This window comes from Shewanella sp. MF05913, from assembly GCF_059758095.1.
Genome location: NZ_JCAYNT010000003.1, coordinates 208,336 through 232,476 on the forward strand (window position 1 = coordinate 208,336; position 24,141 = coordinate 232,476).

General features: G+C 42.5%; 25 protein-coding genes. 18 read left to right on the top strand and 7 right to left on the bottom strand.

Annotation, left to right across the window (positions count from 1 at the left end):
- Window position 1 precedes the first annotated feature (1 nt).
- Entirely contained in the window at window positions 2-220 is a 219-nt protein-coding gene (gene infA, locus AC19MV_RS06590) for a translation initiation factor IF-1 (protein WP_011496276.1), read from the top strand.
- A gap of 273 nt (window positions 221-493) precedes the next feature.
- On the opposite strand, the gene clpA is transcribed toward infA, so the two are convergent.
- Window positions 494-2,752 (bottom strand): ATP-dependent Clp protease ATP-binding subunit ClpA, encoded by a 2,259-nt coding sequence (gene clpA / locus AC19MV_RS06595; RefSeq protein WP_498306521.1) that lies wholly within the window; start codon window positions 2,750-2,752, stop codon window positions 494-496.
- Window positions 2,753-2,795: 43 nt separating this feature from the next.
- Entirely contained in the window at window positions 2,796-3,104 is a 309-nt protein-coding gene (gene clpS, locus AC19MV_RS06600; protein WP_188952464.1) for an ATP-dependent Clp protease adapter ClpS, read from the bottom strand.
- A 196-nt stretch (window positions 3,105-3,300) separates the two neighbouring features.
- On the opposite strand from clpS, the gene cspD reads away from it, so the two are divergent.
- Window positions 3,301-3,507, top strand: coding sequence for a cold shock domain-containing protein CspD (gene cspD / locus AC19MV_RS06605; protein ID WP_011637711.1), 207 nt, complete (start codon window positions 3,301-3,303; stop codon window positions 3,505-3,507).
- A 165-nt stretch (window positions 3,508-3,672) separates the two neighbouring features.
- On the opposite strand, the gene AC19MV_RS06610 is transcribed toward cspD, so the two are convergent.
- Entirely contained in the window at window positions 3,673-5,898 is a 2,226-nt protein-coding gene (locus AC19MV_RS06610) for an NADP-dependent isocitrate dehydrogenase (protein WP_498306523.1), read from the bottom strand.
- A gap of 393 nt (window positions 5,899-6,291) precedes the next feature.
- Between AC19MV_RS06610 and AC19MV_RS06615 the strand changes: the two genes are divergently transcribed.
- The 6 genes from AC19MV_RS06615 (at window position 6,292) to AC19MV_RS06640 (ending at window position 12,178) form a co-directional block, all read left to right on the top strand.
- A complete protein-coding gene (locus tag AC19MV_RS06615) occupies window positions 6,292-6,957 on the top strand; it encodes an rRNA large subunit pseudouridine synthase E (protein WP_498306524.1) in 666 nt (221 codons plus the stop codon).
- 46 nt (window positions 6,958-7,003) lie between these two features.
- The gene (locus AC19MV_RS06620) at window positions 7,004-7,549 is read left to right on the top strand and encodes an NUDIX hydrolase (RefSeq protein ID WP_498306526.1); all 546 of its coding nucleotides are present in this window, start codon (window positions 7,004-7,006) and stop codon (window positions 7,547-7,549) included.
- A gap of 239 nt (window positions 7,550-7,788) precedes the next feature.
- Window positions 7,789-8,907, top strand: coding sequence for a tRNA 2-thiouridine(34) synthase MnmA (gene mnmA / locus AC19MV_RS06625; RefSeq protein ID WP_498306528.1), 1,119 nt, complete (start codon window positions 7,789-7,791; stop codon window positions 8,905-8,907).
- Window positions 8,908-8,910: 3 nt separating this feature from the next.
- Complete coding sequence (gene hflD / locus AC19MV_RS06630) at window positions 8,911-9,543, top strand: high frequency lysogenization protein HflD (RefSeq protein ID WP_432400154.1); 633 nt, start codon at window positions 8,911-8,913, stop codon at window positions 9,541-9,543.
- 39 nt (window positions 9,544-9,582) lie between these two features.
- On the top strand, window positions 9,583-10,953 hold the full coding sequence (gene purB, locus AC19MV_RS06635; protein ID WP_432400153.1) for an adenylosuccinate lyase: 1,371 nt from the start codon (window positions 9,583-9,585) through the stop codon (window positions 10,951-10,953).
- 85 nt (window positions 10,954-11,038) lie between these two features.
- Entirely contained in the window at window positions 11,039-12,178 is a 1,140-nt protein-coding gene (locus tag AC19MV_RS06640; RefSeq protein WP_498306645.1) for a ribosomal protein uL16 3-hydroxylase, read from the top strand.
- Window positions 12,179-12,243: 65 nt separating this feature from the next.
- Here the strand turns inward: AC19MV_RS06640 and AC19MV_RS06645 are convergent, their stop codons facing one another.
- Window positions 12,244-12,684 carry a DUF4826 family protein gene (locus tag AC19MV_RS06645; protein WP_432400152.1) on the bottom strand — a complete coding sequence of 147 codons (441 nt, stop codon included), beginning with the start codon at window positions 12,682-12,684 and terminating at the stop codon, window positions 12,244-12,246.
- A gap of 283 nt (window positions 12,685-12,967) precedes the next feature.
- On the opposite strand from AC19MV_RS06645, the gene AC19MV_RS06650 reads away from it, so the two are divergent.
- The 4 genes from AC19MV_RS06650 (at window position 12,968) to AC19MV_RS06665 (ending at window position 17,495) form a co-directional block, all read left to right on the top strand.
- Window positions 12,968-13,999, top strand: coding sequence for a Glu/Leu/Phe/Val dehydrogenase dimerization domain-containing protein (locus tag AC19MV_RS06650; protein ID WP_498306530.1), 1,032 nt, complete (start codon window positions 12,968-12,970; stop codon window positions 13,997-13,999).
- Between the two features lie 398 nt (window positions 14,000-14,397).
- Window positions 14,398-16,137, top strand: coding sequence for a bifunctional ornithine lipid synthase OlsF (gene olsF / locus AC19MV_RS06655; protein ID WP_498306532.1), 1,740 nt, complete (start codon window positions 14,398-14,400; stop codon window positions 16,135-16,137).
- A gap of 214 nt (window positions 16,138-16,351) precedes the next feature.
- Window positions 16,352-16,738, top strand: a complete 387-nt coding sequence (locus AC19MV_RS06660) for a CBS domain-containing protein (RefSeq protein ID WP_498306647.1) — start codon at window positions 16,352-16,354, stop codon at window positions 16,736-16,738.
- A gap of 412 nt (window positions 16,739-17,150) precedes the next feature.
- Window positions 17,151-17,495, top strand: a complete 345-nt coding sequence (locus tag AC19MV_RS06665) for a hypothetical protein (protein WP_188952444.1) — start codon at window positions 17,151-17,153, stop codon at window positions 17,493-17,495.
- 20 nt (window positions 17,496-17,515) lie between these two features.
- Here AC19MV_RS06665 and AC19MV_RS06670 read toward each other — a convergent pair whose 3' ends face one another.
- Window positions 17,516-18,637, bottom strand: coding sequence for a TonB family protein (locus tag AC19MV_RS06670; RefSeq protein ID WP_498306533.1), 1,122 nt, complete (start codon window positions 18,635-18,637; stop codon window positions 17,516-17,518).
- Between the two features lie 278 nt (window positions 18,638-18,915).
- Between AC19MV_RS06670 and AC19MV_RS06675 the strand changes: the two genes are divergently transcribed.
- From AC19MV_RS06675 to AC19MV_RS06690, 4 genes are read left to right on the top strand one after another with little or no spacing between them, the layout of a single operon-like run.
- Window positions 18,916-19,653: a DUF1538 family protein gene (locus tag AC19MV_RS06675; protein WP_498306535.1), complete on the top strand. Its 738-nt coding sequence runs from the start codon at window positions 18,916-18,918 to the stop codon at window positions 19,651-19,653.
- Between the two features lie 21 nt (window positions 19,654-19,674).
- Entirely contained in the window at window positions 19,675-20,442 is a 768-nt protein-coding gene (locus AC19MV_RS06680) for a DUF1538 domain-containing protein (RefSeq protein WP_432400147.1), read from the top strand.
- Window positions 20,443-20,446: 4 nt separating this feature from the next.
- A complete protein-coding gene (locus AC19MV_RS06685; RefSeq protein WP_498306537.1) occupies window positions 20,447-20,797 on the top strand; it encodes a P-II family nitrogen regulator in 351 nt (116 codons plus the stop codon).
- Window positions 20,794-21,195 (top strand): CBS domain-containing protein, encoded by a 402-nt coding sequence (locus AC19MV_RS06690; RefSeq protein ID WP_498306539.1) that lies wholly within the window; start codon window positions 20,794-20,796, stop codon window positions 21,193-21,195. The genes AC19MV_RS06685 and AC19MV_RS06690 overlap by 4 nt, the downstream gene beginning before the upstream one ends.
- Window positions 21,196-21,202: 7 nt before the next feature.
- Here AC19MV_RS06690 and AC19MV_RS06695 read toward each other — a convergent pair whose 3' ends face one another.
- Window positions 21,203-22,081, bottom strand: a complete 879-nt coding sequence (locus tag AC19MV_RS06695; protein WP_498306541.1) for a LysR family transcriptional regulator — start codon at window positions 22,079-22,081, stop codon at window positions 21,203-21,205.
- Window positions 22,082-22,239: 158 nt separating this feature from the next.
- Between AC19MV_RS06695 and AC19MV_RS06700 the strand changes: the two genes are divergently transcribed.
- Together AC19MV_RS06700 and AC19MV_RS06705 are read left to right on the top strand one after the other, a co-directional pair.
- Window positions 22,240-22,554: a putative quinol monooxygenase gene (locus AC19MV_RS06700; RefSeq protein WP_160052919.1), complete on the top strand. Its 315-nt coding sequence runs from the start codon at window positions 22,240-22,242 to the stop codon at window positions 22,552-22,554.
- A 3-nt stretch (window positions 22,555-22,557) separates the two neighbouring features.
- Window positions 22,558-23,580 (top strand): Gfo/Idh/MocA family protein, encoded by a 1,023-nt coding sequence (locus AC19MV_RS06705; RefSeq protein ID WP_498306543.1) that lies wholly within the window; start codon window positions 22,558-22,560, stop codon window positions 23,578-23,580.
- Here the strand turns inward: AC19MV_RS06705 and AC19MV_RS06710 are convergent.
- Window positions 23,542-23,946, bottom strand: a complete 405-nt coding sequence (locus tag AC19MV_RS06710; RefSeq protein ID WP_498306545.1) for an NUDIX hydrolase — start codon at window positions 23,944-23,946, stop codon at window positions 23,542-23,544. The two genes, AC19MV_RS06705 and AC19MV_RS06710, sit on opposite strands and share 39 nt — an antisense overlap.
- Window positions 23,947-24,141: the final 195 nt, after the last annotated feature.

The window sequence follows — 24,141 nt, forward strand, 5'->3', positions numbered from 1 at the left end:
AATGGCGAAAGAAGACAACATTGAAATGCAGGGCACTATCCTTGAGACCTTGCCAAACACAATGTTCCGCGTAGAGCTTGAAAATGGACATGTGGTGATAGCCCACATCTCTGGCAAAATGCGCAAAAACTACATCCGTATTTTAACGGGTGACAAAGTCACGGTTCAGCTGACTCCTTATGACTTATCAAAAGGTCGTATCGTCTTCCGCGCACGTTAATCGCTAGCCTCAACATTGTAAAAGCCGACTGTCAGTCGGTTTTTTTGTTGTTGAGTCTAATGACATGCTACCAATCGTATTCATTATCTAGTCAGGCAGAAACATCCAACCGGATCCATGCCGCGTAAAAAGTGTAATACTTTTTACGGATTACATAATTAATGTGATGGGTACCATTAACGTCGATACATCTCGCGGACAAAAAGCTCGCAGATAAAAAAAGATGACCAAACGGTCATCTTTTTATTGTCAAATTAAAAGCATTACTGACGCTTAAGACACTTTTTCAGTGGCCTCACAATCAATATTAATCTCACCGTCTTTGACATCAATATGGGCAATACCACCACGCTCAAGTACACCAAATAAGATTTCGTCTGCCAGTGGACGCTTAATGAGTTCAGTAACAACACGAGACATAGGGCGTGCGCCCATTGACTTGTCATAACCCTTTTCAGCTAACAAGGTACGTGCTTCGTCAGTAACATCTAACGTTACACGTTTATCATCAAGCTGTGCTTGCAACTCAACTAAGAACTTATCAACCACTTTTGCAATGACGGTCATGTCTAAATGATTAAACCATACAATCGAATCTAAGCGATTACGAAACTCAGGTGAAAACATTTTATTGATTTCAGCTAATGCATCTTGAGTATGATCTTGTTGTCTAAAACCAATCGACTTACGGATCGTTTCTTGTACGCCCGCATTCGTGGTCATGACTAAGGTGACATTTCTAAAATCGGCTTTTCGGCCGTTATTATCGGTCAATGTACCGTGATCCATGACTTGTAATAACAAGTTGAATACATCTGGATGTGCTTTTTCAATTTCATCCAGTAGTACCACACAATGCGGATTTTTAATCACAGCATCAGTGAGCAAACCACCTTGGTCGTAACCTACATACCCCGGAGGAGCACCGATTAAACGCGATACAGTATGGCGCTCCATATACTCAGACATATCAAAGCGAATGAGTTTCAGGTTAAGACAGTTAGCCAATTGATTGGTGACTTCGGTTTTACCGACCCCAGTTGGGCCAGCAAACATAAAACTACCAACAGGCTTTTTCTCTGAACCTAAACCGCTGCGCGATAAGCGTATGGCAGCGCTAAGGCTCTCAATCGCTTTGTCTTGCCCAAAGACCACCATCTTAAGGTTGCGTTCAAGGTTACGTAACATATCCTTGTCAGTAGACGATACCGACTTCTCAGGAATACGCGCCAATTTCGCGATGATTGCTTCAATCTCTGCCTGACCAATGGTCTTTTTCCGTTTACTTTGCGGCATCATCACCATGCGTGCGCCAGCTTCGTCAATAACATCAATCGCTTTGTCAGGTAAATGACGATCGTTGATGTGTTTCGCCGACAAAATAGCCGCACTGCTGATTGCAGCTTGGGTATAACGTACGCCATGGTATTCTTCGTACTTAGATTTAAGCCCCATCAATATTTTGGTGGTTTCGGCCACTGACGGCTCATTAATATCAATTTTTTGGAAGCGGCGTGCTAGAGCACGATCTTTCTCAAAAATACTTTGATATTCCTGGAACGTCGTCGAGCCCATGCAACGCAACTTACCACTCGATAACAAGGGCTTTAATAAGTTAGAAGCATCCATAACACCACCGGACGCCGCACCTGCACCAATGATGGTATGGATTTCATCGATGAATAAAATAGCATGTTCATCAGCAGACAATTCTTTTAATAAACTCTTAAAACGTTTTTCGAAATCGCCGCGATATTTAGTGCCCGCTAGCAAGGAACCCAGGTCAAGTGAATACACAGTGGCATTCGCCATCACTTCTGGAACTTGTTCATTCACAATAAGATATGCAAGACCTTCAGCAATGGCCGTTTTACCCACTCCCGCTTCACCGACTAATAACGGATTATTTTTACGGCGACGACACAATGTTTGAATGGCTCGCTCGATTTCAGCATCACGCCCAATTAATGGGTCAATCGAGCCTTCTTTAGCCAGTTGGTTGAGGTTAGAAGCAAATTGCGCCAACATGCTGCGATCTTCACTATTTTCAGATTGATCATCAATGCGCTCTTGATCTGACGACTCGCCAGAATCTTCATCTTTACCCATGCCATGTGAAATAAAATTAACTACATCAAGACGAGTAATTTCACTGCGGCGTAACAAATACACAGCTTGTGATTCTTGCTCACTAAAAATAGCCACTAACACATTGGCACCAGTCACTTCGTCGCGACCAGAAGATTGCACATGAAATACTGCCCGTTGAAGTACGCGCTGAAACCCTAATGTAGGCTGGGTTTCACGCTCTTCAGATGACTCGGCAATAATGGGTGTGGTTTGTTGAATGAAATTAGCCACTTCTTCACGGAGACGATTGACATCCGCACCGCAGGCGATGAGCGCCTCGTATGCTGCAGGATTATCAATAAGCGCTAATAATAAATGTTCTACCGTCATGTATTCATGACGTGAATCTCTAGCTTGCTGAAACGCTAGGTTCAAGGTGACTTCCAGATCTTTGTTCAGCATAAGCACCCCCTAAATTTAACCACAGACTGTAAGAAAACGATTTTTATGCTTTCTCTAATGTACACAGTAACGGATGTTGGTTTTCTCTTGCAAACTGATTTACTTGAAATACTTTTGTTTCGGCTATCCCAAAAGGGAAAACGCCACACAATCCTTTGCCCTGGTGATGTATCGCCAACATGATATCAACAGCTTGCTGCTCGTTTTTCTCAAAGAAGCGTTGTAACACTTCAACTACAAAATCCATCGGGGTGTAATCATCATTGTTTAGCACCACTTTATACATATGGGGTGGTTGTAGCTCAGATTCAACCTTTTCCTCAATATGTTCTACACTGCCTAATTTTGCCATTGTTTAATACTAGCCTCTCGTTTGGTTCCCGACCACTTGATATTATTAAATTAATTAAATGTTGTGTTTATGTTAATTTTCGCTTGACATCTTTTCGTACAAATTTCATTCTGTTTGGTAGGCGGCGAATACTAGACCGCTGGATAATAAGTTTTACTATCTTACTGGTAAGTAGACAACAGAAGGAAGTGGAAGTATGGCAAACGGAACTGTAAAGTGGTTCAACAACGCCAAAGGATTCGGGTTTATTTGCCCTGATCAGGGTGGCGAAGATGTATTTGCGCACTATTCAACAATCGAAATGGAAGGTTATCGTACCTTAAAAGCAGGTCAACCTGTTTGCTTCGAAGTTGAAGAAGGCCCTAAAGGAATGCATGCTTCAGCCATCTCTCCTACAATATAGTAGGTGAGACTATAAAACAAAAAGACAGGGATTTTAATCCCTGTCTTTTTTATTGCCTAAAATTCAAGCTCAATGAACAATTTATTTATTAATTGTTGAGCTTTATCTTTTAGATAACCGGGTTATGACTACGTTGACGCAATAATGACCCGACACAATTAACCATTAACCAATAATAAATTGGTTTAATGTTGGACTTGGACGCATGGCTTTTTCAGCTTTTGCCGCATCTAAACGATAGTAACCGCCTAAATCAACTGCTGGACCTTGTGAACCATTTAACTCAACTAAAATAACCGCTTCGTTCGCCGCTAACGATTGTGCTAAAGGTGCAAAATGTTCAGCTAACTGAGTGTCTACGGTTTGCTTAACTAAGGCATTTGCCCAATACAGACCAAGGTAGAAGTGACTGCCACGGTTGTCTAACTCACCCACACGACGAGATGGCGACTTGTTACTGTCTAAAAACTCACCAATCGCGACATCTAACGTGTCAGCCAATACTTGTGCTTTAGGGTTGTTTGCCGTTTGGCTTAAGTGCTCTAAAGACGCTGCAAGCGCTAAAAATTCACCTAACGAATCCCAACGTAAGTGGCCTTCTTTTTCTACCTGTTGAACGTGTTTAGGTGCACTACCACCCGCGCCCGTTTCAAATAATCCGCCACCATTCATTAACGGTACGATTGAAAGCATTTTAGCACTTGTGCCTAATTCAAGAATTGGGAACAAATCCGTTAAATAGTCACGCAATACGTTACCGGTAACAGAAATCGTATCTTCGCCTTTAATGATACGCTCTAAGGTCACGCGAGTTGCATCAACAGGAGACATAATTTGAATGTCTAACCCAGAAGTATCTTCTGCTGCTAGGTATTTAGTGACTTTTTTGATTAATTCAGCATCGTGTGCACGAGCGCTGTCTAACCAGAAAATCGCTGGAGTATTGCTTAAACGTGAACGTCTAACCGCTAACTTAACCCAGTCAAGAATTGGTGCGTCTTTTACTTGGCACATACGGTAAACATCGCCAGCTTCAACGTTGTGGCTCATTATCACATCGCCAGCTTGGTTAACCACATTCACAGTACCCGCAGCGCCGATCTCGAATGTTTTATCATGGCTACCATATTCTTCAGCTTTTTGAGCCATAAGACCTACGTTAGGCACGCTGCCCATTGTCGTTGGGTCAAATGCACCATGCTTCTTACAAAAAGCGATAGTTTCTTGATACACACCAGCGTAACAACGATCTGGGATCATTGCTTTAGTGTCTTGTAACTGGCCGTCTGGGCCCCACATTTTACCCGATGAGCGAATGGCAGCAGGCATAGAAGCATCAATAATGATGTCACTTGGTACGTGTAGGTTAGTGATGCCTTTGTCTGAATCAACCATTGCTAATGCAGGACGTGCAGCATATACCGCAGCGATGTCAGCTTCAATTTCGTTACGTTTTGCATCAGGAAGTGACTTGATTTTGGCATACACATCACCAAAACCATTATTTACGTCAACACCTAGCTCAGCAAATAATGCACCGTGTTTAGCAAATACATCTTTAAAGAACACTTTAACGGCGTGACCAAAGAAAATAGGGTCAGACACTTTCATCATGGTGGCTTTTAAGTGAAGCGATAATAAAACATCTTCTGATTTAGCCGCTTCAATTTCACGGGTATAAAAATCAACTAATGCTTTTTTGCTCATGACGGCTGAGTCAATCACTTCATCAGCAAGTAACGCTAGGCCACTCTTAAGCAAAACTTCTTTACCGTCAGCTTGTGTCAGTACGATATTCACTTTATCGGCTGTTGGTAACGTTACAGATTGCTCGCTACCGTAAAAATCGCCTTCATTCATGTGTGCTACGTGAGATTGTGAATCACTTGCCCATTTGCCCATTGAATGTGGATTTTTCTTAGCGTAGTTTTTAACAGAAGTAGGCGCACGACGATCAGAGTTACCTTCACGCAATACTGGGTTTACCGCACTGCCTTTAATTTTGTCGTAACGCGATTTAGCTTCTACTTCAGCATCAGTCTTTGGCTCATCCGGATAGTTAGGGATGTCATAACCTTTAGCTTGTAACTCAGCGATACACGCTTTTAATTGCGGTACTGACGCACTGATGTTTGGTAATTTGATGATGTTGGCTTCTGGCTTATTCGCCAATTCGCCTAATTCTGTTAACGCATCAGCAATTTTTTGCTCTGCGGTTAAATTTTCAGGGAAGTTAGCAATAACACGACCTGACAAAGAAATATCACGCGTTTCTACTTTTACGCCTGCAGCGTCAGTAAAGGTACGAATAATAGGCAGTAAAGATAGCGTAGCAAGTGCTGGGGCTTCATCAGTTTCTGTGTATATGATCGTTGGAGTGTTATCTTTCATTTTTTTTCCTACATTATTGTAAATTAATAATTTATTAGAATAAATTGTGTAAGCATTTGACGGGCTTTGGTGGATAACACTCACCGGAGTGAACCTTGATTTGCAACTACAGCACACACCCTGTGTGAATTAAGTATGTGAAATCCCCTATCCCATTTTTTATTATGTTTTGACGCCATCGCGGCGCTTGCTTTGAATAAAAACAACCGCCGCGAATGATAAATTAGGTACAGATCACAATTTTTAGGCGGACATCATAGATCATTCTGGGCAATTTTCAAATTCCACTAATGGCGAATACACAGTAAACTAGGATTAAATATTTTAAAATCGCTCAAGATTCACCCAACAATTGCTCACTCGTATTCAACAAAGGATATTATCCAAACCTTTATGTCAAATGTCGGTAAATTCAGCTCATTCAAAAAAAGCACCGCTAAAACCACCGGTTCAGCAGGTGCGAACCACTCACAACATCGCGGGGCACAGCGTAAAGCAAGCACCAAGCCAGCGGCTAAACACCCTGTTATCGTGTTATTTAATAAGCCTTTTGATGTATTGTGCCAATTTACTGATGAAGCAGGCCGGCAAACGCTAAAAGATTTTATTCCGATCCCTGATGTATATGCAGCTGGACGACTAGATCGCGACAGTGAAGGATTATTACTGCTCACTAACGATGGCAAGCTGCAAGCTAAGTTGACTCAGCCCAATAAAAAAACCTTCAAAGCCTATTGGGTGCAAGTCGAAGGCGAACCAACAGAAGCAGCAATCAAAGCATTGTGTGATGGCGTTGAGCTTAAAGATGGTATGACCCTGCCCGCGATGGTCAGAGTGATGGACTCACCCGACATTTGGCCACGAGTGCCACCCGTACGCGAGCGCAAATCCATTCCAACAACCTGGCTTGAAGTACAAATTTGTGAAGGCCGTAATCGCCAAGTCAGGCGGATGACAGCCCATGTAGGTCACCCGACCTTAAGATTAATCCGTTATAAAATAGGTCAATGGTGTCTAGATGATTTGCCTACTGGACAATATTCACAAATCAGCCAATAGGCGATTCAACCTAACGGTAATCGCATTATCATAAGGATTGGCATAAATGACTCAACGTTACAAACCGAATACTACTGTGGCCTGTGTTATTTACAGCCAGGGCCAATTTTTACTGGTTGAAGAACACATTGATGGACAGGTTAAATTTAACCAGCCTGCCGGTCATTTAGAAGCCAATGAGTCACTGATTAATGCGTGTGCTCGTGAGATTGCAGAAGAAACTGGATTGACAATAATGCCGCAAGCCCTTGTCGGTATTTATCAATTTAGTGCCAACCAAGACCTTGCCTTTGTGCGTTACACTTTTTGTATTGAACTTGATACGCCCATCGAATCGATTCCACAAGACAGTGCGATAGTGCGCACTCACTGGTTATCATATTCGCAAATTACTCAACGCTCTGCACAGTTACGCAGCCCTCTGGTGCTCAAAAGCATCGATGATTTTATTGTGCAAGCGGGTTTATTAGATGAGTCGCCTCCCGCAACGCGAGACAATCGCCCGCCAATAACAGCTAAACGTGTTAGCCATCATTTTCCTTTATCATTGCTTAACGCTGATTATTTGCACACCGATAAGTCAGTGGGTTAAGCCTAATTGACAGTCGTTCAAGATAGCCCAACGCTCGAATGCATGGTAGAATATGCGCCGCACAAATGTGATGTTTACACGCTTTCATGTACCAATAGCACCATAAGCGTAAGGCTTATCTGTGTAATTTATGACTGTGTTTAACGGCTATTCAGGTTGAGTCATTGATATCACTGGCTTGAAACCACTGCATAACGCCACCATATACATACTCTCTATATTCAACGGTTTTAGGATTTATGACATCAATCAACCCAACTTCTCAAGGTAAAAAAGTCATTGTCGGCATGTCCGGCGGTGTGGACTCTTCTGTTTCGGCCTATTTGCTTATACAGCAAGGCTATGAGGTTGAAGGTCTATTTATGAAGAACTGGGAAGAAGACGACACCGACGAATATTGCGCTGCAGCAGATGATTTAAAAGATGCGCAAGCAGTATGTGACAAGCTTGGTATTAAAATGCATACCGTCAACTTTGCAGCCGAATACTGGGACAACGTGTTCGAGTATTTCTTAGCTGAATACAAAGCCGGCCGTACGCCTAATCCAGACATCATGTGCAACAAAGAAATCAAATTCAAAGCATTCCTAGAATTTGCCGACGAGATTTTAGACGCCGACTATATCGCCATGGGCCATTATGTTCGTCGTCGTGACAACAGCGATGGCAGTGTTGAAATGCTCCGCGGTGTTGATGGCAATAAAGACCAAAGCTATTTCCTATATACACTCAGCCATGAGCAAGTGGCGCGCAGTTTATTCCCTGTCGGTGAGCTTGAAAAACACGAAGTACGCGAAATAGCCAAAAAAATGGGCTTAATCACTCATGACAAAAAAGACAGCACCGGCATTTGTTTTATTGGCGAGCGCAAGTTTACTGATTTCTTAGCCACCTATTTACCGGCACAACCAGGTGACATTGAAACCGCCGAAGGCGAAGTCATAGGCACTCATCAAGGGTTGATGTACCACACCCTTGGTCAACGCAAAGGCTTAGGCATTGGTGGACTTAAAAACAGCAACGAAGACCCATGGTACGTAGTAGAAAAAGACCTACTGCGCAATGTATTAGTGGTTGCACAAGGTGCTGAACACCCGCGTTTAATGTCGCACGGTATGACCGTGAACCAATTACATTGGGTTGACCGAAAAGGCCCTGCTAATAACAGTAAAATCACAGTTAAAACCCGTTACCGTCAACGCGATGTTATCTGTACCTTAGTTTATAACGATCCTGACAATATTACTGTCATGTTCGATACACCTGTTGCCGCTGTCACGCCTGGACAATCCGCAGTATTTTATGATGGCGATATTTGTTTAGGTGGCGGCATTATCGATACCTTAGTTCGAGGATAAACCGTGAGTCAAACTCCAGACAGTCTGCTGTTCGAACGTACAATGGCCTTTGCCGGTATTTTACAGGCAATTGGTCAGGTTCAGTATTTAGCGCGTCACGGTGAAAGTGATAAAGAAGCGTTAGCCGCGACACTCAATACCATTTTGGTCACAGAACCCGAAGCCACTGCCGATGTGTATCAAGACAAAGGTATTTTAAATAAAGGCTATCAACTGATCCAAAATCAATTGGGTGATGGCAGCAATAAAGATGTCGAAACCACCCGCTATTTAGTCGGTGTATTGGCGCTTGAACGGAAACTTGCTCGCTCACCAAATGGTTTAGGCATGCTTGCTGAACGTATTAATCAAATACACCGCCAATTGAGCCACTTTGAAATTACCGATGAACAAGTCGTGTCTAACTTTGCCAGCATATACAGCGACATCATCAGTGAATTAGGTCCAAAATTACAGATTTCGGGTAACCCGGACTGCTTAAAGCAGCCCCTGGTTCAACATAAAATTCGAGCTTTATTACTCGCTGCTATGCGCAGTGCGGTATTATGGCGCCAATTAGGCGGTAAACGTCGCCATTTAGTGTTTGCCCGTAAAGCAATATTTGATACCGCAAGAAAAAGCCAAAATAACAATTAATCGACTCACCCTACAACAAAGTTCATCAAGGAGCTTCAAATGGATCTTTCCGCACTAACTGCTATCTCTCCGGTAGACGGTCGTTATGGTAGTAAAACCGCCTCATTAAGAGGGATTTTCAGCGAGTTCGGTCTTACTAAGTACCGTGTTCAAGTTGAAATTAACTGGTTAAAGTTATTATCTAGCTGCCCAGAGATTGAAGAAGTTCCCCCGTTTAGCGAAACCGCCCTTGCCTTACTCGATAGCATCAAAGACAACTTTAGCGAACAAGATGCATTGCGCGTTAAAGCAATTGAAAGCACCACCAACCACGACGTAAAAGCGGTTGAATACTTTATTAAAGAACAAATTGCCGATAACGCTGAATTAGTCGCGATTGACGAATTTGTTCACTTTGCTTGTACCTCAGAAGACATTAACAATCTATCTCACGGCTTAATGCTAAAAGAAGCGCGTGAACAAGTATTGGTACCGCATTGTCAGCAAATTATTGATGCGATTAAAAAGTTAGCGCATGACAACAAAAGCGTGCCATTAATGTCACGTACTCATGGCCAACCAGCATCACCATCAACGTTAGGCAAAGAAATGGCTAACGTTGCTGTGCGTCTTGAGCGTCAATTAAACCAAATCAACGCTGTTGAAATTATGGGTAAAATTAACGGTGCTGTGGGTAACTACAACGCTCACATCTCTGCCTACCCAGAAGTGAACTGGCATGAATTGTCACAACGTTTTGTTACTAGCCTTGGCATTAACTGGAACGCCTACACTACACAGATTGAACCGCATGATTATATCGCAGAATTGTTTGATGCCATTGCCCGCTTCAACACCATTCTAATCGATTTCGATCGTGATATTTGGGGTTATGTTGCATTAGGACACTTTAAACAGCGCACTATCGCTGGCGAAATTGGTTCATCAACCATGCCGCACAAAGTGAACCCAATCGACTTTGAAAACTCTGAAGGTAACCTAGGCATCGCCAACGCATTGATGCAACATTTAGCCGCTAAATTACCGGTTTCAAGATGGCAGCGTGACTTAACTGACTCAACGGTGCTACGTAACCTTGGTGTCGGTATGGCGCACTCGCTCATTGCTTACCAAGCGACCTTAAAAGGCATTAGCAAATTAGAAGTGAACGAAGCGCAGCTGCTTGCCGAGCTTGATAAAAACTGGGAAGTATTGGCAGAGCCAGTACAAACAGTAATGCGTCGTTACGGCATCGAAAAGCCATATGAAAAACTGAAAGAACTGACACGTGGTAAGCGTATTGATGCCGCGCAACTTGCGACATTTATCGATGGCCTTGAATTGCCAGCGCACGTTAAAGTTGAACTGAAAAAAATGACTCCAGCAAACTACATCGGCCGTGCAGAAGCCTTTGTTGATGAGCTAAAATAGTCTTATAAGCTTATACATACCATTAGCGGTCGCATCTGTGACCGCTTTTTTATTGGACAAACATTCTCACGACCTGAGGTCAATGATGTACACATTAAATATTGATACCCAAGCCTTTATTAAACAGCATTGGCAACAGAAACCCCTTGTTATCAAGCAAGCATTTGTCGACTTTGAAGACCCTATCGCGGCAGACGAATTAGCAGGTCTCGCCTGTGAAGAAGAAATATCATCTCGCGTGGTTGTCACTAAAGGTGAAGATTGGGACGTAGTACAAGGTCCATTTGAAGACTACGACCAATTTGGCGAAGATAACTGGCAGTTATTAGTTCAGGCCGTTAACCATTGGTATCCAGCATCACAGCCATTAGTCGAAGCATTTCGCTTTTTACCCGACTGGCGCTTTGACGACCTAATGGTGTCTTTTGCTACACCGGGCGGCGGCGTAGGACCACATATCGATAACTATGATGTATTTATTATTCAAGGTGATGGCGAACGTCGTTGGAAGGTAGGTGATAAAGGCCAGCATAAACGTCGTGGCGATAACCCTAACTCACCATTAGTTGACGATTTTGAACCGATTATCGATGTGGTATTACAAAAAGGCGATGTATTATACATTCCGCCAGGTTACCCGCATTGCGGCGAAACAGTCACTTTGGCCATGTCATACTCAATTGGGTTTAGAGCGCCAAGCCAACAAGAATTATTAACTGAATTAGCCGACAGCCTTATCGACAACAATTTAGGTAATAAACGCTTTACCTCTGTGGATGAACCTGATGCACCCGGCATCATTAGCCAAACGCATCAACAAGGCATTATGGATTTATTAGTGCAATTAGCACAAGATCCTAAAGCCTATCAAACCATGTTAGGTAAGTTGCTAAGCCAAAATCGTTTTGAGTTGGATATTTGTGAAGATGAAGAACCATTGAGCAGCGATGACTTATTGGACGCTATTGAACAAGGCGCAATTATTCAACGTATTGGTGGCTTAAAAGTATTACGTCTTGAGCAAGACACAGAGTCAAGATTGTTCATCAACGGCGAAGTGTTTGCGTTACCAGGCGTTAATGAGTCCACACTGCAATTACTCGCCAATGAAGTCAGCATCATGCCTGAGCAAGCCAGCGAGTTAACAGAAGACACTACCTTACTTGATGTGCTGACACAACTCGTAAATCAAGGGCTATTTTATCTTGCTGAAGATGAATGCTAAGCGCTTAAATTTGTATTAAACAAAAAGGCACCTAGGTGCCTTTTTTGTTATTCAGGATTTGCAAGTTAACCCCAAAGTTTCTCGTCTTGGTGCATTTTGTACAGGCTTTCTGCACGAGAAACTAATAGCTGAGCAAACTTCATCTGCGTCGCATCTTTAGTCACACCTGATTTATGCAGGTTTTCTGCTTTTAATTGCCACATCATTGAGAAATGACGAATGGCATCGCGAGCCGTCGCTGCCACTTTGACATCGACATAGTCAGATGGCAAATCACCCGACATTACCCAAAAAGTTTGTTTTTTAGGTTGTTTGGATTCCATCTTCCAAATAGCTAAATAAGGTGCAAGATAGCGGCTTTCGGTGGTAAGCACATTATTTGGGATCACGCCTTTCTCAGCTAAAAAGCGATTGGCTTTTTGAAATTGAGTACGTACCCACTCTTGTCTTAGTGCTTCTTGGTCTGGTGCTGGCTGTGCTACCTGCTCTGCAACTTCTTCAGTCATAATACTTCCTATCTTATTGTTATATTACAGGTAAGAACAAAAATTCACCTGTTATCCAATCTCAAAACATCGATGTAACATACGTTACTTTACGTTTACGTAAAGTGGCAAGCTAAATTTCCACATCAATCACAAAAATAACTAAATCATGCTTTGTTGAGAGTATCGCTAAATGCTATCGTGCTGCAATAAATATAACAAGCAGTCGTTTGTGTCTTGGATACTCAATAATACCAAGATACATGAACTTTACTTTAACATGCTAGTAAGCGGAGATAACAACGTGGCAGTTTTTAATCATGTTTCGTTCGATGAACACGAACAAGTGGTATTTTGTCATGACAAGCAAAGTGGCTTAAAAGCCATTATTGCTGTTCACAATACTAACCTTGGGTCGGCTGTAGGTGGTTGCCGTATGTGGAACTATGAATCAGATGACGAAGCGTTAACTGACGTATTGCGTCTCTCACGTGGCATGACCTATAAAAATGCCCTTGCCGGTTTAACCATGGGTGGCGGTAAAGCCGTTATCATCGCCGATCCTAAAACCACCGATCGCGAAGCATTATTCTTAGCCTTTGGCCGTTTTGTTAACAGTTTAGGCGGTAAATACTATTCAGCTGAAGATGTTGGCGTGTCAACATCAGACATCATGATAGCCAGTCGAGAAACTGAATTTGTAGCAGGTCTTGAAGGCAAATCTGGCGATCCATCGCCATTAACCGCATTAGGTACCTATTTAGGCATCAAAGCAGCGATTAAGCATCAGCGTGGTATTGACAGCTTAAAAGGCATTAAAATCTCTGTGCAAGGTGTCGGACACGTTGGCTATTACTTGTGTAAGCATTTACACGAAGAAGGGGCTGAGTTGATTGTCACTGACATTCATCAAGCGTCGCTTGACCGTGTCGCGACTGAATTTGGTGCAACTGTCGTTGCCCCGCAAGATATCTATACTCAAGACGTTGATGTGTACGCGCCATGTGCATTAGGTGCCACCTTAAACGACACAACCTTACCATTACTAAAAGCGACCATCGTTGCAGGTTGTGCTAACAACCAATTAGCAGAAATGCGTCATGGTGAAAAACTCAAGCAAATGGGTATTTTATACGCACCCGATTATGTGATTAACGCTGGCGGTATTATCAACGTTTCATTTGAGAAAAACTATGACGCCGCGGCATCTAAAGCTAAGGTTGAACAAATCTATCATACGTTATTAACTATTTTTAGTCGTGCTGACGCCGAAAACCGCACCACAGGTTCGGTTGCCGATGAAATGGCCAAAGCCATTATCGATGCTGCGAGATAGTGAGGCGAAATAGCAAGACAAAATAGTGAAAAAAATAGTGAAATCGAAGCATCACAGGCTTTATTAAGCAAGCTTGTGGTGTTCACACTGCCGAACTAACAAAAAGGGAAATGCATTGGCATTTCCCTTTTTGTTGCTTAAACCCTCACCTATATCTCTGATTTGTCATAAATCGTTCACCTAACTGTCAAGTCGCTGCCCTACCTTAAATTAACACTGACTCAACTTATGTATTGAGGCAAATGGCAGATGGTCAATAACAGTAATCAAAACACCCAATCACTGATACAGCGTCAACCATTATCACGGCTAGTTCAAAATCAACGACATAGCGACATGCAGAGCAACAAACATACACAACCTCAAAAACAGCACGTAGCATAACTAAGGGCTAGACTATGATATTTTCCGTCGATAATGTGCTAGAAAAAAACCTACCCAATGTGCACAACAAACCGTGGTTAGCCAAGCCCACTAAAGCTATGTTGCGTTATTTACTCCACGAAAAGCAATGCAATGACATTGCCAATGAACACGCACATTTATCAGGTGTAGACTTTGTTGAGCAAATATTAGCCAGTTTACACTTTACCTACAGTGTGCCCAATAACGAAGTTGAAAATATCCCACACGAAGGTCGCGTGGTGATATACGCCAATCACCCCATTGGTTCTCTTGATGCCCTCGCCCTTATTAAGCTCATCAACCAGGTTCGCCCCGACATCAAAGTGGTCGCTAATGAATTGTTAATGGCCATTAAACCGCTGCATTCTATTCTATTACCAGTGCGTAACATGACAGGCGGCACGCCCAAGCAACATTTGGATGAAATACACCACCACCTAAAAAATGAAGGTGCGGTACTGATATTCCCATCGGGTGAAGTGTCGCGCTTGCGCCCAACCGGCGTTACCGATTTACATTGGCACAGCGGTTTTTTAAAAATGGCCCGCGCCTGTAATGCGCCGTTATTACCCGTGTTTGTTGATGCTAAAAACTCAGCCACCTTTTATGGCGCTTCAATGATTTACAAACCCCTTGCAACCTTGCTGTTAGTCAAAGAGATGTTTAAACAAGTCGACCAAGTCATGCCAGTGCGTATTGGGCAACTGATTGCCAAAGAAGTCGTTAACAATCAAGATTTCCCCCTAAAAACTAAAGTGAAATTACTTAAAAATCATTTATACCGTATCGGTAAAAATCGTAGCCCATTATTTACCACCCAAAATGCCATCGCTCACCCTGAAAAACGCAGCGAACTGCAAAGTGAATTATCTCAATGCGAACGACTCGGACAAACTCAAGACAACAAGCAGATCTACCTTTATAAGCATCATCAAAGTAGTGCAATAATGCGTGAAATAGGCCGCTTACGTGAGATTGCCTTTCGCGCCGTGGGCGAAGGTACAGGCAAAAGGCGCGACACAGACAAGTACGACAATCATTATTTACACCTTGTACTGTGGGATAAAGATGATTTAGAAATTGTCGGTGCTTATCGTTTTGCCAGTGCTAAAACACTCCATGAAACCCTAGGAAAAGACTCACTCTACAGCGAGTCATTATTTGACTATAAACAGGCATTCCAACCTTATTTAGAGCAAGGTTTAGAACTTGGGCGCAGCTTTGTACAACCTAAGTACTGGGGCCGACGCAGTTTAGAATACCTATGGCAAGGAATAGGTGCATTTTTAGTGAGTAACCCGCAATATCGCTATTTATTTGGGCCGGTGTCGTTAAGCGATAGCCTGCCATTGCAAGCAAAGGAAATGTTGGTGTTCTTTTATCAGCAACAGTTTGCATCAAGCGAAACCTTAGCATGCTCATTTAATTCCTATCAATTTACCCCAGACAGAATTAACCAACTTGATCAGTTATTTAATGGATGCGATTACGCAGAAAATTTTAAAATACTTAAAAGGACGTTAGCGAATATGGCCGTATCGGTACCCACATTATTCAAACAATATGGTGAGCTTTGCGACAATCAAGGCGTGAAGTTTTTAGACTTTGGCATCGACCCAGAGTTTGGCGACTGTATTGATGGCTTAGTTCTGGTGGATATTCATCAACTCAAACCCCTTAAATACCAGAAGTACCTGGCAGGCCATTTACCACGAGAACAAGCCGCATCATAACCTTAGATACTTTTTGGTCCGTTTGTTGGTTGTTATTTGATTGTTACGCTATTATTTATCTGATATAAAAGAATAAATGAGTGGGGAATCATCTATGACAACATCGACAGACACATCAAACAATTCATTGAGTAAAACCTTGAATGAAACAGTAGAGGACACGTTCAATGAAACAGAGGATCAATCATACCATCGTATAAGCGTGGCAGATATTATGATCACCCGTGTTGTGACTATCGAAATGTATGACAGGCTTTCAGTCGCCAAAGAAATATTCGACAATGTCAGCTTTCACCATTTATTGGTTATCGATGAAGATGACAAATTAGCCGGCATTTTGTCTCACCGTGATTTTTTAAGGGCTCTTAGTCCCAATATTGGCACCGCTGCAGAATTGATACGAGATACCGAAACCCTACAAAAACGAATTCATCAAGTGATGAGTCATAATCCGGTTACCATAGCCCCTCATTGTGATATTAACCTTGCCAGCAAATTGATTCTAGAGCATGACATTGGCTGTCTGCCGGTATTAGAGAACAACCACATTGTGGGGATCATTACCTGGAAAGACTTATTAAAAGCCTATTACACCGCTTAAAAAAAACCACAACCGATAAAGGCACTTTGCTTAATCACTAACACTACCTTTAAAACCAATAAGGTTAAAGTGAATTGGCTAATGCCTAATTGACCATCCTCATTCACAGTCACATTGCGACTCGCTACCTCATATTCGCCCACGTCATACCCAATGCTTAATCACTGACGTTTTGCAATACTCCATGATAAAAATAAATATTCTCATAGCCAGCAACAACATAGCTTTATTTCGCAAATTGTTCATATTTCTGTGCTGGAAATTGTCACATTGCTCTGCTTTATTAGTACTTAATGCAGCTTTTTTTTCAGTTGCATGACTGACTCAACAAGTTCAAAGATGAAAATGTTAAGGCAGTTTTGAGTGATGGGTATAGGTAAACACGCGGTTATCATGTGAAAGGATGAGCATTATGATTAAATTTTCTTACCACCTAAATCAAGACAATATCGAATTACAAGCCAGTAATTGGTGTGGTCTAGAACGAGTTTTTATCAACGGCAAAGTGGTGTCGCGCAAATTTAACTTTGGTTTGCAGAGTATGCATGATGTGTTGCTCGATAACGGTAAAAAGTGCCGTTTCCAACTCATAGCCGATCCGCAAACGTCGTTAATATCGTGCCGAATCTACAAACAAAACCAACTGGTGACCATTTTAAAACAAGGTAAAAAACAGCTACAAAAAAGCCAGTTCATGATTGAATCTGGCTTTGTGATTGTGTGTGTGGGTATGTTGAGTATGTATTTATTGAGCTAACTCACAACTCTATAGACTCATTAACCTAGAGTAAAGTCTAAGCGCACTGTTGAAGTGCCCTGCGCCGGCTTACCATCCACAAATTTAGGTGCATAACGCCACTGGCTTAACGCCTCAATTGATTCTTTTTCAAATTGACTACCACCTTTAGAGTCAAGCACTTGAGGCGATTGCACAAAACCTTGCTCATCTACGGTAAATTGTAGTTTTACCCAACCACTTTTACCCCGCTTTGCATAAGACATAGGGTAATCTGGTGGCGTTCTAAATAAAGGCGTTTGCTCTTGTTGCTCGTTCCATGGCGTCATTTTACCAATGGCAATACAATGCTCAGTGGCTTGATCACTTTGGCCTTGCTTTTGATAAATATCAACTAACAAGGCATGAGCACGCAACTCATGTGGATGGCTGTAAGGTAATGCTTGATATTGTTTTATCACTTCAACTAAAGCATCAACAGCTTTAGTGTGTTTACCCATTGCTTCATTTAATGCCCCATAAAGATAAGTCGCATTAACACGTTTTATCGCGTTTTCTGGAAGCTTTTTGACATAAATATCATAGGCGTCAAAAGCGAAACTTCTCACCGCTCGATTATAAAACGCCGTGCCCGTTAGGCGATAAAAAGCTAAGGTTTTCACTTCAGCTACAGTGAGTTCATTATCCGCTTCTTGAGCAATATCAATCGCCTCAAATAACACTTTTTTGGCATAAGCATCATCTGCGGTGGTTTCTGCTAAGCCCACAAGTGGATCTATAAAGGCAATATCATTTTCAGGCAATTTTTGACGGTACACGGCTAAAGCTGACTCAAATAATTGTTGCGCCTTTATCACCTGTTCATCCTGAACCGCCCGGCCATTATTGTTCTGCTTTGACTGCGCAACAATGGCATTAGCCCAATTCATTGCTAATTTGGCACTATCAATGCTGTCTGCGCCGAATTTAACTTCGCCAAGTTCGTAAGCTTGTTGGGCATAGTTGATGATATCGGCTTGGTTATTAGCCTCAACAGCCTGGTTGTATTGTTGATATGCTGTTGAAAAATCAACTTTAGCAGTGACTATGTCCGTAGGTTGAGCGTAGGCCATGTGGCTTGCACAGGCGGCGATAATGGATAAGCGTAAAAGTGTTTTTTTCATGGTTAAAGTCCTTTTTATGTTTTACCTAAGATCCTCTATTACACAGGGTACAAATCAGTAATCAAAGATGTACGGCACAGTTTGCCTGAATTTTATGACCTGAGTCAATTTAATGAAAATCAGTGTAAACAATATGTTGCGAAATTACTATCAAGAGTCACACTTAATAAAGCGTTTACTATTTATCACTGGATATTAGTGCCAACACTGCCAACATAACTACTAATATAAGTGCCAAACATGATCAGAACCCATCACTTTAACCCTCAGGAGTATAGATGTCTGCCATCGCAAAATTGCTCCAAGCCATGTTGAGTAGCTTTAAAGACCTTGTCCCCATCATATTAGTGGTCAGTTTTTTTGAAATATTTGTCCTCCGCCAAGCTCCCGCAGAGCTTGGGTCTATTCTTATTGGCTTAGTCTTTATTGTCTTGGGATTAACATTTTTTGTGTTTGGTTTAGAAATGGGCTTATTCCCCATTGGTGAGTCATTAGCAGAAGCATTAGCACGAAAAGGCAGTGTATTTTGGTTAGTAATTTTCTCGTTCTCATTGGGGTTTGGCACCACATTAGCAGAACCTGCGCTAACAGCCGTAGCCAATGAAGCGGCTCAAGTTGCCGCAAATGCCGGTGCGATTGAGGCTAATAAGCAGGCCATGAGTTCCTATGCTATGGGATTGCGTATCACGGTTGCGATTTCGGTAGGTTTAGCCATTTTACTTGGCGTGATCCGTATTCTTAAGGGTTGGCCTATTCATTACATCATCATTGGTGGTTATGTACTGGTGATGATCCTCACCAGCTTTGCCCCAGCCAATATTATCGGCATCGCCTACGATTCAGGTGGCGTCACCACATCAACCATTACCGTGCCTTTGGTGACTGCATTGGGCGTCGGCCTTGCCAGTGTGATTAAAGGTAGAAACCCGATGTTAGACGGCTTTGGTCTCATTGCTTTTGCCAGCCTTAGCCCTATGATTTTTGTATTAATTTACGGCATGGTGTTTTTAAACTGATGCGTGCGATAAGGAGCCAATTTGTTTACTGAGCTGATTAGCACATTTTTGCTCACTGCACGCGATGTCATCCCTATTGCAGTGATTTTGTTTGGCTTTCAACTTGGCGTACTCAAGCGCCCTGTCACCCAATGGCGTAAAGTGTTACTGGGATTTGTCTATGTGATTATTGGCCTGACCTTTTTCTTAGTCGGTTTACAACTCGCACTGTTCCCCATTGGCGAAAGCATGGCAAACCAATTAACCACCAGCGAGTTTTTACACCCCGATGGCAGCAAAGCACCGTTTATTTGGCAGGATTATTTTTGGGTATATGTGTTTGCAGCTGCAATTGGCTTTAGCACTACCATTGCCGAACCGTCACTGATTGCCGTAGCAATCAAAGCCAACCAGGTATCAGGTGGCACCATTGGTATACAAGGCCTGCGAATGTCTGTGGCATTGGGTGTCGCCATTGGCATTACTTTAGGGTGCTTTCGCATTGTAGTAGGCGACCCTATTCATTATTACATTATGGCCGGTTACGTGATTGTGGTTATTCAAACCTTTTATGCACCAAAAATGATTGTACCACTCGCGTATGACTCAGGCGGCGTGACCACATCCACTGTAACAGTGCCTTTGGTTGCGGCACTAGGCCTTGGGCTTGCCACCAACGTTGAAGGGCGTAATCCACTTATTGACGGCTTTGGTTTAATCGCCTTTGCCAGTTTATTTCCGATGATCACCGTAATGGGTTACGCCCAAATCGTTGATTATTTATCCAAACGAAAAGCGATTAAGGACTAAATCTATGCGTTTTAAACTAATCGTCGCCTTTGTCGACGAAGATTGTACCGACGCAGTACTCGATGCAGCTAGGCTTGCAGGAGCCACTGGCGCGACGGTAATAAACCATGCTCGTGGTGAAGGATTAGAAAAAAAGAAAACCTTTATGGGCCTCACCTTAGATGTACAACGCGATGTGATTTTATGGTTGGTTGAAGAACATATGTGTCGCAAGATACTCGAAACGATATCTCAAGTAGGCGAATTTGACACTAATTCAGGTAAAGGCATTGCGATTCAAATTGATGTTGAAGATGCCGTCGGTGTGGCTCATCAAGTTGCTAAGCTAAGTAAAGACATTGAGGATCAAATATGAGTAGCAGTATCCCTACCCGTAATCGCGATGTGATGAATAACCGTTACGCCATGGTTGACGGCATGCACACGGTTGCAGAAGCAATCCAAGTGGCCATCAATAAAAATGTCAGTATTTTGGTGGTCGATAAACGCAATGAACATGACGAATACGGCATGGTTCTCATGAGTGACATCGCCCGAAAAGTGTTGGCAAAAGACAAATCACCCGAGCGCACTAATATATACGAGATCATGATAAAACCGGTATTTTCTGTACCTGCTGATATGGATGTACGTTATACAGCACGCTTATTTGAGCGCTTTAACATTAACAAAGCGCCCGTGGTCGAAAGTGGTCAAATTTTAGGTTTCGTCACTTATGATGACATTGTACTAAAAGGCATGATCAAGCGCTAAACTGACGTTATTGTTCAGCAATGTGCTTAACGATAAACTCAATTAACGAGCGCATTTTTAACGGCAAATTTTTATCTTTATACAACAAATGAATTGGCATGGGTTCGGGTGGGGTTAAACTCGCAATATTGACTAAGAGGCCAGCATCTATCGCCTCTTTAACAACAATACTGGGTTGCAACACCACGCCTAAACCATCAATGGCAGCTTGAGTCAGTACCACACCACTGTTTGACGACAGCCTAAACTGTCGCTTGCCAAAAACTTGTTGATGCGCCACAGATAACGAACCATTACTTGAATAGCTAAACCCAAGACAGTGATGCTCACGCAAATCTGCATTCGATGTTATCTCAGCGTGCTGCGCTACATATTGCGGCGATGCACAAAACTGCATGTGATAGTTCATAATATGGCGACCAATCAAAGCTGAATCGCTAAGCTCACCAATCCTAACCAATAAATCGACACTGTCTAACATTGGGTCGACAAGGTTATTGTCTAAACGTAAGTCAACATCGACTTGCGGATACGCTAACAAAAAACGATTCACAATGGGCGCCAGTACCGCATTACCAAAACTCACCGGTGCATTAATCTTAATGCTGCCACTCACTGTGCCTGTCATGGATTGTAAGGTATTTTCAGCGGCAGTAATGGCTGCCAAAATGCTTTTACATTCTTGATAATATAATTGGCCAGACTCACTTAATGCCTGTTGTCGTGTGGTGCGGTTGATTAGCTTAACGCCTAAATAGCCTTCTAACTGATTAATATGCTTGCTGACCATGGTGCGGCTGATATTAAACTGATGCGCAGCCGCAGCATAATTACCTTGCTCAGCTACGCAGCTAAACACTTGCATCGCGGTTAATTTATCCATCATCACTCCACTCATTGATCCCAAATACTATAAATTGATACCAAAGATTATAAATTGAAACTAAAGATTATAAACCTATAGTGTTTTCTGTAAACACCAATGACTGGTATTGCCGTTAAGAAAACTGGTTTACGATGAGCCATCATTATTGAGGAGTTGTTATGGATTACAAATTAGATCAAGCAGGCATTTTTATTACCGCTGAAATTCACATTAAAGATGACGTACCGTTGGCCCAAGGCCTTGCTGCAATCCGTCAATTTTGTGCAGACATGAATAGCGAACCAGGCTGCTCACTTGCTATGGCAACTCAACATAAAACTCACCCAAAGCAATTTGTATTTTGGGAGCGTTATGATGATCAAGCCGCATTTGACGCTCACTTTGCCGCGCCTCATACTCAAGCCTTTATTAAAGCAGGACTCACCGAACTCAAACAAGCCTTTGACTATCAACGCCTAGCAACCGAGGAATAACCGATGAGCAAAATAATTAACTGGGGTATTTTAGGCACCAGCTTTATTTCTGGCGTGATGGCTGATGCGATAAAAGCACAAGGTCAAAGTCAGATATATGCCGTCGCTGGCCGTAACACCACAACGTTAGCCGAGTTTGCAGCGCAATATAACATCGCACATCAATTTACTGATTTTGATGCATTAATTAATGATCCGCTGGTAGATGTGATTTACATCGCCCTGCCTAATCATTTGCACCATGAGTATGTGATTAAAGCAGCCAATGCGGGTAAAGCTATTTTATGCGAAAAGTCACTCTCGGTAGATATGCCATCAACCGTAGCAAGTCTTGATGCGGTTAAGCACAACAAGGTGTTCTTTTTAGAAGGCTTAATGTACCTCGCACATCCATTTATGCAGCAGTTATGTCAAACCTTAGCATCTGGCGTGATTGGTGACGTAAAAAGTATTCGTGGCCAATATTGCGCGGCTATCAGCCAATTTGTTAATCCGGCCAGTCTTGGCGCGTTGTTTAACCTTGGTTGTTACCCTGCATCATTAATGCAATTAGTCATGCAACAACAATTTGGTAATAGCATCAGCCAGCAATATCAATTGCAAGCCACTGGGCGACGTGGACAAGATGGCAATATTTGTGAATCTACCGCAATTGTGACTTATACAAACGGCGTGCAATGTCATTTACACACAGCTGAAGATTATGGCTTACACGCAGGATTTACCATTTTAGGCAGCTTAGGAAGTATTGAGTTCACCTCAAATCCCTGGTTACCAGAAGCTCAAGGCAATCATTTTACAGTAAGGTTATATGAGCAAGATGCTGATGTTGTGAACGTTGAAGCCAAAGGCAATGGTTTTTACTACCAGGTAGAAGCTGTTCTAGCGGCGCTAGACAGTAAACAACACATAGTGCCAAGACCATTAGCACAACTGCAAGACTCGCACGATATCATGAGCATGTTAACCACCTGGCATCAAGCGGCTTTAGAAAGCAGCGCTGAAAACCTGACCGTTAAACGCTAGGCACTCGTTAATTCGTTGTTGCTGCACTAAAGATAAGTCAGCAACAGCGAAATATGCGTATTCGCTGTGTTCATCGCTTAGACTAATCACCGCCTCTTTAGTTAACTCACAACGAAAGATAAACGCTTGCGACTGGTAAGCACTGTGAAAATACACCCCAGATAAATAGTTCACCTTCACCAAACAGCCTAACTCTTCCTGGCATTCTCGCAGTAATGCCTGATGAATGGTTTCATTAGGATCAAGCCCGCCTCCCGGTAAGCCCCAATGCTTGTCACCGTAAGTGGCTTTTAATAACAAAACGTCCCCTGCCGCATTGGTGATCACCGCATGCGAGCTCAATCTAAATAAGTCATTAAATGCCATGATGTTGGTACCTAAAATTCAGTGGCTAAAAATCAGGGGCTAAAATTGAACTGAACAACGTTATATAAACGAGTTAACACCTGGTAATACCATTGCAGAGGGCGTCAACAAAACCCAACTGCAATGGCATTAATATGGAGTGACTACTGTTCTAGGCGCTTAGATGCTTCATCTAAATGCTGATATGAAACGCTG